12 protein-coding genes are annotated in these 12,019 nt (G+C 38.0%); 4 read left to right on the top strand and 8 right to left on the bottom strand.

What is annotated here, in order from left to right:
- Positions 1-498: 498 nt before the first annotated feature.
- The 8 genes from CLNEO_RS07675 to CLNEO_RS07640 all read right to left on the bottom strand — a co-directional run bounded on the left by CLNEO_RS07675 (position 499) and on the right by CLNEO_RS07640 (position 6,564).
- Entirely contained in the window at positions 499-846 is a 348-nt protein-coding gene (locus tag CLNEO_RS07675) for a four-helix bundle copper-binding protein (protein ID WP_066086878.1), read from the bottom strand.
- A 455-nt stretch (positions 847-1,301) separates the two neighbouring features.
- Positions 1,302-1,703 carry a pyridoxamine 5'-phosphate oxidase family protein gene (locus tag CLNEO_RS07670; protein WP_066086876.1) on the bottom strand — a complete coding sequence of 134 codons (402 nt, stop codon included), beginning with the start codon at positions 1,701-1,703 and terminating at the stop codon, positions 1,302-1,304.
- Between the two features lie 207 nt (positions 1,704-1,910).
- Positions 1,911-2,576 (bottom strand): Crp/Fnr family transcriptional regulator, encoded by a 666-nt coding sequence (locus CLNEO_RS07665; protein ID WP_066086874.1) that lies wholly within the window; start codon positions 2,574-2,576, stop codon positions 1,911-1,913.
- A 311-nt stretch (positions 2,577-2,887) separates the two neighbouring features.
- Positions 2,888-3,445, bottom strand: a complete 558-nt coding sequence (locus tag CLNEO_RS07660) for a hemerythrin domain-containing protein (RefSeq protein WP_066086870.1) — start codon at positions 3,443-3,445, stop codon at positions 2,888-2,890.
- Positions 3,446-3,448: 3 nt separating this feature from the next.
- Positions 3,449-4,054: a hypothetical protein gene (locus tag CLNEO_RS07655; RefSeq protein ID WP_066086867.1), complete on the bottom strand. Its 606-nt coding sequence runs from the start codon at positions 4,052-4,054 to the stop codon at positions 3,449-3,451.
- A gap of 66 nt (positions 4,055-4,120) precedes the next feature.
- On the bottom strand, positions 4,121-5,965 hold the full coding sequence (gene hcp / locus CLNEO_RS07650; RefSeq protein WP_066086863.1) for a hydroxylamine reductase: 1,845 nt from the start codon (positions 5,963-5,965) through the stop codon (positions 4,121-4,123).
- 56 nt (positions 5,966-6,021) lie between these two features.
- Positions 6,022-6,363 (bottom strand): cupin domain-containing protein, encoded by a 342-nt coding sequence (locus CLNEO_RS07645; protein ID WP_066086860.1) that lies wholly within the window; start codon positions 6,361-6,363, stop codon positions 6,022-6,024.
- Between the two features lie 12 nt (positions 6,364-6,375).
- On the bottom strand, positions 6,376-6,564 hold the full coding sequence (locus CLNEO_RS07640; RefSeq protein WP_066086857.1) for a ferredoxin: 189 nt from the start codon (positions 6,562-6,564) through the stop codon (positions 6,376-6,378).
- 682 nt (positions 6,565-7,246) lie between these two features.
- Between CLNEO_RS07640 and CLNEO_RS07635 the strand changes: the two genes are divergently transcribed.
- From CLNEO_RS07635 to CLNEO_RS07620, 4 genes are all read left to right on the top strand, one after another.
- Entirely contained in the window at positions 7,247-8,689 is a 1,443-nt protein-coding gene (locus tag CLNEO_RS07635) for a sigma-54 interaction domain-containing protein (RefSeq protein ID WP_066086854.1), read from the top strand.
- A 473-nt stretch (positions 8,690-9,162) separates the two neighbouring features.
- Positions 9,163-10,431 carry a Zn-dependent hydrolase gene (locus CLNEO_RS07630; RefSeq protein ID WP_066086851.1) on the top strand — a complete coding sequence of 423 codons (1,269 nt, stop codon included), beginning with the start codon at positions 9,163-9,165 and terminating at the stop codon, positions 10,429-10,431.
- Positions 10,432-10,544: 113 nt separating this feature from the next.
- Positions 10,545-11,288, top strand: coding sequence for a DUF5058 family protein (locus tag CLNEO_RS07625; protein WP_083531910.1), 744 nt, complete (start codon positions 10,545-10,547; stop codon positions 11,286-11,288).
- Between the two features lie 4 nt (positions 11,289-11,292).
- Positions 11,293-11,973, top strand: coding sequence for a hypothetical protein (locus CLNEO_RS07620; protein ID WP_066086848.1), 681 nt, complete (start codon positions 11,293-11,295; stop codon positions 11,971-11,973).
- The last annotated feature ends 46 nt before the right edge of the window (positions 11,974-12,019 follow it).

Genomic DNA, 12,019 nt, shown 5'->3' with positions numbered 1-12,019 from the left:
AAGATGTAAAAAAAAATTTTGAAAAAAAGACTTTTCCCAAACCCTTCGGTTTTAAAAAATTTAGTCTTCCGTCTGAAACATATTATGTTCATATGCCTTTTGACACTAAAAAATTTCCAACTTTCTTTTATGCTACCAAAAAAACACTTGGATTCTAAAATAAAATCCAAGTGTTTTTATATCTTAAATTCAGCACGGTGCAGTAACTTGATTTTTTGAGTTTCATTTCATATCAGCGTCTGTTCACAAATCCTTTACTTTTTAAATCAGACCAAAAACAATCTGATATCAGCATTTCCAAGATATATAAACTAAATTATTTGCATTCATAAAAATCTCCTATGCTCTATTGTGTCTTGCAGACTCAATTTATAGTAGCATAGGAGATTTTCTCATCGTTAAATCTTTTTTATTTTCCCTGCTTAGCAGGGAAGCTTATTGGGTTTACAAAAATAAGGAACCTATTGATGAGGTGCCTTGCTTCATGAAAAATCATACTTAGGTCGATGCTAATTTTATACATTCATCTGCACACGTTCTGCAAATTTCTGCACACTTTCTGCAATGGTCATCTTGCATCTCTGCACACTCCTGGGCACATTTCACACAGATTTTTCCGCACAACTCACATTGATCATAGGCTATCTGTCTATTCATAGACATCAAAGCAACTGACATTTGGCACATCATGGCACATTCCACTAAAATAGATACACATTTTTTTCGTTTGTTAAGATCAGTTTCTTTTAAACACGCGTCAAAACACTCATAGCAAGCCTGTGTACATTTCACACAAACATCAATACAAACTTGAAACTTATCTGTTGCTGTTGTAACAATACCCATTTTAAAACCTCCTTAACGTTGTTTCTTTTTTATCATTTGACTTTATAGTGATTTTATTCATATTCTTAATTATTTTATAAAATTGTATCCTAAAATGGTGAAATAATATTACCAAACAACAGAAAAGATTTTTTTGAATCTATCTTTGCATTATGTTTATACCACTCCATGCCATGCTTTTTACAGCTTTGAACAAAAAAATCTGTCCATCCCAAATAATCAGCATTTTTTGCCTGTAGGATTTTGTCAAAAATCAGACTGTCATGGTAGGTATCCTTGTTAACGAATTATACAAAGTAGTCTTAAAAATCACCAAATCCGGTGATCTATTTCTCATTTAACTTTTTATTATATTTAGTATATAAGCAAAAACACCTACTCGCTTTAGAATATAATATTCTAATTAAAATAGATGTTTTTAACATATACTTCCTCTTATTATTTCTCTCTTCTAATTAAAAGCTTTCTTTTATGATGTTATCATCTATGTGATGATGTAACATGCCCTGCCCATGTGAGAGATAGAACACTTCCATTTTCTCTGTACCACAGGATTCGAAAACTTTTTTTGCAAAATGACTGTTTTCAAGCACCTTATCCTTATCTTCTTGTTTGTTGCTAAAGGAAATTTCACCTGTGATTTTTACATAGTTATATTTTTCATCTGTTGCACAAAAACAAATATTGGGATTTTCCTTTAACTGTTTACTTAATTCTGTATCCGCAGACACATAGAACAAAAGTCCCTCGTTTGCAATATGCGCTACTTCAAAGGGACGGGTGTCCGGTTTGTTTCCGTTACAGGTTGCAAGATTTCCAAACTTATTCTTTTTCAAAAACTCCATAATTTCTTTCATAGCTACCTCCAAATTTTAATATCTTTTACTCTATTTTTAACGTTTTAAAGATAGTTATGCAAAATTTTATTACCCAAAATAACATTCATAAATCTTTTTATAAATAACATCGTTTATTTTAATTTTTTTCGCAGAAATTCATTTATTACAAACTAGTTTTGCGCTCCTAGATTTGGATTTCTTGTGTAGTTCCAACAGGCAAAAATCTCATTTAATATCGGACTTGATACAAAAATGGTTTCTATGAACCGTTATCAATCCTTCCCGCTGCATTTTACCTAGTTCATTTGAAAGGGCACTGCGGTCTACACTTAGGTAATCGGCCAATTGCTGACGATTAAAGGGAATGTCAAATTCACGCTGTCCTTCACGGGTCGCTTGGAAAGAAAGATACGAAAGCAAACGCCCCCGAATAGACTTCGCCGAAGTATGGAAAATACGACGGGATAAAACTAAGTTCTTCTGAGCGGAGATTGTCAGGAGGTTGCGAATAAGTTTTCCGTGATGTCCACAAGCGGAAGAACACGGCTGCAATGTTTTGGCTACATCCAAAAATAAAATACCTGTAGTTTCTGCAGCCACTGCACTAACCATCAACGGTTCTCCCGGGGCACAGGCATAGGTTTCCGCAAATACTTGACCAGGGCCAATTTTATCTAAAATACTTTTATTCCCCCAGATGTCATCGTTCTCAATAGAAACACTTCCGGTTATTACCATTCCAATTTTGTGAACAATATCTCCAGTGCGATAAATCACTTCATCTTTCCGATAGTATTTTTCTTCCGCCATAAGGCAACCCAGCATAGAAGCCACCTCTTCCGGGGTAGTGCCACGAAACAAATTTGTATTCGATAAAAAAAAAGTATCCATTTTTTTCTCCCGCTTTCATATAATACCATTATTTTCCAACATAAGGCTATTCTATTGCAAACGCAAAGTCAAGCGTATGAAGAGGCTTCCCTAAATCTTTCGAATACAAATGAGGCTTACTGCACCTTAAAGGGGTCGAGGTTCAGAAGCCAGAATAATTGTAAATTCATCATTTTGCTTTAAACCAGCAGCACGGCTTTGCAGTCTTGGGAAAGAATTCCTTTATAAATAGCAAACATCAATGCGTTCAAAACTTGAAATTTGGTCTTTCCATTGTTCGCAGCCCATACTATCGCCCCTGCTTTCTTCAATTAACAATACTTTTTCGTCAGCTGTTTCAGCAATTTTAAAGCAATTTGCTGAACACCCTCTTTTTCTGCCTGCTCTTCAAAACGCTCCACCTCACCGTCAATGCTCAGCATGATATCATCAGAAAGGCTGCGACTGGCAAACGTATAAACCACGTTATTTTCTTTGTCAATATGACGTTGCAACAAATTTGCCCATGCACCGGCATTTACTAAAATTTCCAGCTTATCCTGAATATTCGGGGCGGAATCATAGCGCGCTAATGCATTTTCAAGTTCGCCTAAGTGAAACCTACCCATATCATGCTCAACAAACATACCATGTTGAATTAGCTTTACAGCAGCAGGTCCCAGCCGCTCCATCATCTCTCGGAATAGAATCTGCTCCTCTTTTCCATGATGATGTTGATCCGCATAGGTTCGTGCAAAGGTAATCATATCCCGAAAATCATTCACTTCTACAGGGGCACCCTCCAAAATACGGCAGCTTGCATTGCGAATTACCGCCACAAGGGAAAGAATATTTTCATGTTCCTGTACCATTAAATCAATAGAGTTCATTTTCTACACCTCCTGAATGAGAAATTGCTTATTTTTCTGCTGAAAGGAAAAACGACTGCCTGAGAGACTTCCTAAAATAAAGGCGCCTCGTAATAAATAATAGTTTTCAATCCTTCCGCCTACTTCTTCCCAAAAAGATAAATGCAAATCCACAGTCTGCTGCCACAGAACATGCTGGTCACTCTGCTCCAAAATTTCATTAACGTGGTCACAGGGCATACCCTCCAACAGTACATTATTCAATGCTTGGTAGATCCCCATGGCATCATTGGAATCTGGCAATAGATTCTGCTGCCCTAATTGATATGCCGCCTGTTTCAGCTTTTCAATTTGTGTAGGATGGTTATGCAAAATTTCTGTGACTGCGGCGGCAAAGCGTTTCTCCGCAATGCCGATTTGGCTTTGCAGCCAACCATGGATGTTGCCGTTATCTATCACTTGTTCCAACGGCCCACGTTCTACAATTCCCCATTTTGCTTCCAAACTATTTTGCAAGGCAGTACACTTTTCCTCAGAGAGAACCGAATACAGGATGGCTTCCGTCAAGCTCTCCTGCAATTGAATCTTACGATACAGCCAATAATGAATTGGACCTAAAAACGCACTCATAAGCTCATCCCTTTCTGAAAATGTGGTCATGGAACAGCAAAGTGTCCCATGACCACATTCTTTTTATTATCCGCTTACTTTATCATTTACAGCTTTTAACACATCATTCACATTTAAACCATGAACCATACATGCATCTGCCAAAGTCTCCATCTGGGATGAAGGGCAACCCAGACAATGCATGCCACACTCCATCAGTGCAGGAGCGGTTTCAGGATATTTGCGTAAAATATCACCCATAATCATATCGCCTGTAACAGCCAAGCTTGTGCTTTCATCGCCAAAGAACAGCTTTAGGTCGTCCTCAACAGTGCCAATGCCCGCAATGCCGAAATTCTCTACCAGTACCTTTGCCACATTGGGACTTAAAAACGCAGGCAGTGTTGGCCCTAAATGGATATTTTTCACACCAAGATGCAACAAGGCCAGAAGTACAATCACTGCTTTCTGTTCATACCATGCAATGTTGTACACTATGGGCAGGTCATTGATGTCCTCCAGTCCAAAAACCTCTTTCAGTTTCAGTGCAATGACTGCCAAGGAGTAGGAATCGTTACACTGTCCTGCATCCAGCACCCGAGGAATCCCTCCAATATCACCCAACTCCAGTTTGTTATATTTATACTTGGCACAACCAGCGGTAAGAATTACAGCATCTTTTGGCAAAGCTTTGGCGAAGTCGGTATAATAATTACGGCTCTTGGCACGACCATCGCAACCCGCCATAACCACAAATTTTTTGATTGCACCCGTTTTCACAGCTGCCACCACTTGATCGGCGAGAGCCAAAACTTGGTTATGTGCAAAACCGCCTATGATTTCTCCCTTTTCGATTTCCGTAGGAGCTACACAACGTTTTGCATGTTCAATGATTTCTGTGAAATCCTTTTCCTCTCCAATGGCACCGGAAATATGCTTACATCTGGGGAAGCCTGCCGCACCAGTTGTATACAGCCGATCTTTATAGCTATCCTTAGGAGGAACAATACAGTTGGTCGTCATGAGAATAGGGCCGTTAAAGGACTCAAATTCTTCTTTCTGCTTCCACCATGCATTCCCGTAATTTCCCACAAAATTGGGGTAATTCTTAAATGCAGGATAATAGTGTGCGGGCAGCATCTCAGAATGGGTATATACATCTACGCCGCTTCCCTGTGTCTGCTTGAGCAGCATTTCCAAATCCCGCAGATCATGCCCAGAAATTAGGATACCGGGACGAGAACCCACACCGATGTTTACTTTGGTGATCTCAGGATTGCCATATGCTTCAGTATTTGCACCATCCAATAAAGCCATACCGGAAACACCATATTTACCTGTTTCCAGCGTTAGTGCCACCAAATCGTCTGCAGAAAGCTTGTCATCCAAAGTAGCAGACAGGGCGCGCTGAAGAAAAGCGTCAACCTCACCATCGTCCCGAAGCAAAACATTGGCATGTTTGGAATAAGCAGAAAGACCTTTTAAGCCATAAGTAATCAATTCACGCAAAGAACGAACATCTTCATTTTCTGTGGAAAGCACACCTACCACGGCTGCCTTCTCTTCAAATGTAGATTCATCCCCTTCCCAGCGTGCCGCCTCGGGCAGCGTTTCCCCGTTCCTTACCTGTGCAAGCAGTTCACGCTTTGCATCCAGCGTTGCACGGATGCGGGCTGTGATAGCTTCTTTATCAAAGTTGGCGTTGGTAATCGTTATGAAAAGATTTAATGTAATCAAGTGATTGATTGCAGTGGAAATCTCCGCGCCCTGTGCACGCAGCGCAGTCGTGACAGCGGATAAGCCTTTGGTGACATAAATCAACAGATCCTGCATCGCAGCAACATCCGGCTTTTTGCCGCAAACACCTACTTGGGTGCATCCGGTACATCCGGCGGTTTCTTGACATTGATAACAAAACATTTTATTTTCCATGGTTATTCCTCCTCATAAAGGGCATTGTTTAATATAGTTTTTCTAGGTAGACTCCATTAGGTAGCTGACGGAAAAACAACGGTAAGCAGCATTTTAAATGCTTCTTTGGCGAATACTGCGTGAGGCTTCTTTGCAGGCATAATCAAGGATTCCCCCACCCCCAGAACATACTCTGAACCATCCACAGTGAACTGACCGGTACCTTCCAGCACCAAAACCATTGCATCACCACTAGAATCATGAGAACTGATCTCTTCGCCTTTCCCAAAGGCAAAAAGCGTAATGCTGACATGTGGATTTTGCGCCAGTGTTTTACTTACGATTTGCCCTGCCTGAACAGTAACCTCATTGGCTAAAAACAGAGCTTTTTCCTGTTCCATATTTTTGATGTAATTCATTGAATAACCCCCTCAGTCTACATTTTCAATTGCATCAACAGGGCATCCACTTTGCGCCTGCACCGCTGCATCCAACACTTCATCAGAAACTTCTCCTTCGGAAGCAATTGCAAGCCCTGCATCCGTCATTTCAAAAACCTCTGGACAATCCATTGCACATAACCCACACCCGATACAACTGTCATTTACAAAATACTTCATAAAAACATCTCCTTTCTGGGAATCACTCGTTATATTGATAGAAGTTTTGTTTGTTGGACTCAGTATATCATGGCTTCTCAAACATTTACGTTGTTATTACAACGTAAATGAAGTTTTTTATATTTTTTACTTTTCATAATAAGAAAAAAGTACTTCTACGGGTTTTGACGATTTCAAAAATCCATACCGCAATGCCATGCATAGATAATAAGGGCAATGCATACAAAAATTCAAAATAACATAAAAACAGACAGGATTTGAAGAACCTTAATAAAATGAATTTGTAAGACATTATTCTAAAAGCATTCCTATAAAACGTTGCAAATATTAAATTTTCAACAAAAATATTATTTTTTTTCGTTAGTACTTTAGACCAAATTAATTGCAGGTAAAAAGAAATTAATTTTGTACATTTCCACAAAGTATTCTTTTATAAACAATCCTCATTGATTTTCCTATGCAAAATAGCATACTATTGGTTTACATACTTATATCTAAGGAAGCGCTGATTTAATGGAGGGTGTGCAGATAGTCGAGGAAATTTTTCAATTGGCAAGGAAAAAAACACAGCAATAGCAGCGCTATTTCGAGGCTTTTTGACACTGTCCAAGTGGAAAATTAACCGATTCGCTATGCACACGTAATTAATCAGCGTTTCCCTAAGGAAAGCGAGGCATCTTACATGGAAATTGGCTTGTATGAAAAACTCCCTGAAGATTTACGCAGTATACTCCTAAAGGAGTTACTTCAAAACCCCTTCATGGGAATCAACATTACAGATAAAAATGGAAAAGTCCTTTTTGTGAATAAAACCCATTACAAAATTACAGGACATCCACCAGAACTATATATAGGACAAACGATGAAACAAATAGCAGACAAGGGTTTAATTTCAGAGTCAGCTACATTAATCACTCTAAAAACAAAACAAACGACAAATTTGAGTCAGATTTCATCCCACAAAAACCGTTATTTTCAGGTAACAGCTATTCCTGTTATGGACAGCAGCGGTGAAATCAAATATGTCATCAACTATTTGATTGAAGTCTCCGATTTAGTAAAGTTACGGAATCAACTTCATGATGTCAATATACATAATCAAAAATTACTAAATTATAATGAGCATCTTCGTAAAAAATTAAATCTTTCCGGCGAATTAGTCTACCAAAGTCTTATTATGCAAAATGTTGTGGAAGCCGCAGCAAAAGTTGCAGAACACGATGTTTCCGTATTAATTACAGGGCCCTCCGGCACCGGCAAGGAAATGATTGCAAATTTATTACACGCCCATAGTAACCGCTACAAAGCACCTTTTATAAAAATTAACTGTGCTGCAATTCCTGAACAACTTTTGGAAAGTGAATTGTTTGGTTACGAACCTGGAGCTTTTACTGGTGGTAATCCAAAAGGGAAAAAAGGTCTTATGGAAAGTGCTGATACGGGTACATTGTTACTTGATGAAATCGGCGAATTACCTTTAAGCTTACAATCAAAACTCCTTCGAGTTTTACAGAATCATGAACTGCGACATATTGGTGGCAACAAAGATATTAACGTGGATTTCCGTCTTATTACATCTACAAATGCAGACCTAAAAACGATGATTCAACAAAAAACCTTTCGTGAGGATTTATACTATCGACTCAATGTAATTGAGCTAAAAATGCCTGGTCTGGAGGAACGCAAAGAGGATATTGTATTATTAATCAACCACTTTTTGAATATCTACAACACAAAACATAATACAAACAAAACCTATCAAAAGGAAGCTTTGCTTTACTTAACATCATGCAATTATCCTGGAAACGTGCGTGAGCTGCAAAATATTGTAGAAAGAACAGTGGTCATGAGTACAGGCGCCACCATCACCTTAGCGGATGCTCAGCTAGCAGCTGGACATCTAAAACCCGTGTTTCAAGAAAACATTCTCGCTGACACACTTTTTACTGATATTGAACATGGAAAATGCTTAAAAAAATTAGTTGCAGATTATGAAAAGGAGATTCTTGCACTATGCCAAAAAAAATATAAGAGCGGAGCAAAAATGGCAGAAGCTCTTCAAACAGATCAGTCTACCATTTCCAGAAAACTTTCACGTTATCACATTTTGAGCGATTCCGACTGATTAAACATCATAAAATCTATGAAAAATGCACATTTGCAAGGATTATGCGAAAATGCAATGATTCTTACAAATGTGCCCATATTAAATATGTACCCCCAATTTATTACGTTTTTATGTAAAGTTCCATAGATTTTGTTAAAATTTTATTTTTGTTTTTTTAGAAGTATGCATTTTTGCAAGAAAAAACACCATTTTTTCCCTTCCGAACTACTTTTTTCGATAAAAAAATATACTATGTGTCAAAAATACGTTTTTTCATTTCAAATATCATTTCTCCATATTTAAAATTACATTTTTCACAATTAAAATACAATTTTTTAATTAAATTTAGCTTTTTTTCGCTTTAATTTCTATAATAATGTGATTTTGGTATGAAATGTGCTGATTAATTTAGCATCGCGATAATTAATATTATGCTATTCAACGTTGTTACCAACAAATGAGTTAAACAAATTAAGAAGGAGCTGTTTGAAATGTATTTTTGCGACTTAAAAAGAATGGAAGACAAAATCAAAACTTTTGCAAAATTTGGAGATGCAGGTCATGGTGGTGTCACAAGATATTCTCTTTCTCCCGAATCTATCCTAGCTAGAGATGAATTTGTAAAAAGAATGACAGCTATTGGTGCTACAATTGAAACTGACGACTTGGCAAATATGTATGCTACTATTCCCGGTTCCGATCCGAATGCCAAAAGAATTGTAATGGCTTCTCACTGTGATTCAGTAAAAAACGGTGGAAATTATGATGGTATTTTAGGGGTTATGGGTGCTATGGAAGTATTAGAAACAGTAGTAGCCGAAAGTATTCCCCACAAACACCCCTTAACTGCAATGATTTGGACCAACGAAGAGGGCTCTGAATTCCCCCCTTGCATGATGAGTTCTGGTACTGTTTCCTATGACTATATGCCAGAAAGATTTAGAGATAACTTTGAATTTAATAAAATGATGGCTTCCAGATCCATCTTAGATCCAGAAATGACTTTTGGAGAAAAACTGTCCACATTTAAGTATAAAGGGGACAAGGCAAACAGAATCAATCCGGATCAATACAAAGCCATGTTTGAACTTCATATTGAACAGGGTCCTATTCTTGAGGATGCAGGAAAAGATGTAGGCGTTGTAACATGTGTACTTGGACAAATGTTATACAGAATAAAATTCTATGGACAAGCAGCCCATGCGGGCACATTCCCTATGAAAAAAAGAAAAGATGCTTTTTATGCAGCGTCTGAAGCACTTTGTTATTTGCATGAAGAAATTGATAAACTGGGACATGAAGATTTGGTATACACAACCGGTGAAGTTGTAATCCATCCTTGTGTAAACACAGTTATCCCAGACTTCTTCGACTTTTCTATCGACGTAAGACATGAAAATCCCGAAGTTCTTAATCAGGTTCGTGAAATTCTTGCAACACTTGAAAAAAGAGAGTGGCAAGGATGTAAATGTGAAGTTGTTCTTGGCTGGAACCGTGATACTGTTTACTTTGATGAAAAATTGATTGACCATGTTAGAGAAGCCGTAGCAGAGTCAGATATTCCTTATATGGAAATTAAATCTGGTGCCGGTCACGATGCACAATACATTTCTTATATGGTTCCTACTACAATGATTTTTGTTGTATCCAAAGACGGTCTGTCTCATACGGAAGTAGAATACACTACTCCTGAGCAATGTACAAACAGTGTAAGCGTTATGTTAAATGCAGTTTTAAAAGCTGACAAGGCGGATGATTAATTAGCTGATGTCTTCCAAATTAAAATACATTTACTCGGTGGGAGCTTCTCACCCCACCGAGAACTACTTTTCCTAAGGCTTGCGCAGCCTCTATCATTTGAAAGGAGCATATTATGGATTTATTTTTATTAACGGCCGATACAATGACAAACAAGGCCTATCTTGATGTTGCCAATTCCCCCATGATGTGGGCAGTAGTAATTCCTACCGTTATTATGGTTTGTATCCAGGCTTATGTTTTCATACAAGATGCGATTAAAGCAGGCCCTATTGTAGGTCTAACCAAACAAGATACCAAAGAAGCAATGCGTGCAGGTGCCATTTGCTCTATTGGACCTGGTCTTTCAATGTTTACGGTTATGATTGCTTTAATGAGTATTTTAGGCGGTCCCTTTGCTTGGCTGCGTCTTTCTATTATCGGTACCATCACAACGGAAATGCTTGGTGCAACCGCAGCCGCAACCGCAATGGGTGTTGACTTAGGTGGCCCGGATTATGGTATCACTGCATTTTCTTGTGCTGTTTGGGTTATCACATTAAATACATGGGGTTTCTTTATCGTAAACCTTTTATTTGCTCATAGAATGGAAAAAGTTAAAATGGCTGTCGAACGCCACGATGCACATATGTTTGACGCTGTTGGTCTTTGTGTAATGATCGGCTGTGTCGCTATGTTCCTCGCTGGACAAATGGTTGGCGGCACCGGCAAATTCATTGCAGCAATCGCAGGATTTATTATCATGACAATTTTAATTCAGATTTCAGAAAAATATCCGAAACTGAAAGAATACAACCTGGGTATTGCTATGTTGGCGGCAATTTTTATTGCACAGTTTGTTGTTCAAATAGGAGGTTAATACTATGAGTAATGTTCAAAATACTGCGGATATTGATAAGAGATTTTATGAAGAATACACTGTTAAAATGATTAAGCGAGGTCGTTTAACCACACTACTTGCTGCTCTGCTTACTTTTATACCTGCCCTATATTTATGGTTAGCATTGGGTTTTAAACCTTCTTGGAGTGTAATTGGACAAGGTTGGGCTATTATTGTATCATCTTATTTAATTATTTATTTTGTTGAACCACTAGGCTTTTATCCTGTAATGGGGCTATCGGGCATTTATATTGGTTATTTAGCAGGCAATATCCCCTCTGTTCGTCTACCCGCCATGATTTCTGCTCAAGTAGCCACAGGTTGTGAAGCAGGTACAAAAAAAGGGGAATTGGTAGGTACAATCGCTATCGGTATGTCTGTATTTGTTAACTTGGCCTTCGTTACTTTTGCCGCAATTACGGGCGTTGCAATTTTAAACGTATTGCCGCCCTTCATTGTTAGTGCTTTTAATTATACATTGCCTGCAATTTTAGGTGGTGTAATTGCCCAATATTTTAAGAAAAACAAAATTTTTGTGCCTTTGATTTTAACAATTTGTGTTGTATTGCAAAAAGCTCCGCTGCCTAGCGTTGCAAAATTCCCCAGTGCAATTTTACTAAGCTTTGTTCTTGGATATTTCATATATAAATCAAATAAGAAATAAACAAACTTTGTCATATTGAACTTCAATTGTGCCAATGAAAATCAGT

Source organism: Anaerotignum neopropionicum, assembly GCF_001571775.1.
Taxonomy (GTDB): Bacteria; Bacillota; Clostridia; order Lachnospirales; family Anaerotignaceae; genus Chakrabartyella; species Chakrabartyella neopropionicum.
This window is presented reverse-complemented; position numbering and strand designations above follow the sequence as displayed.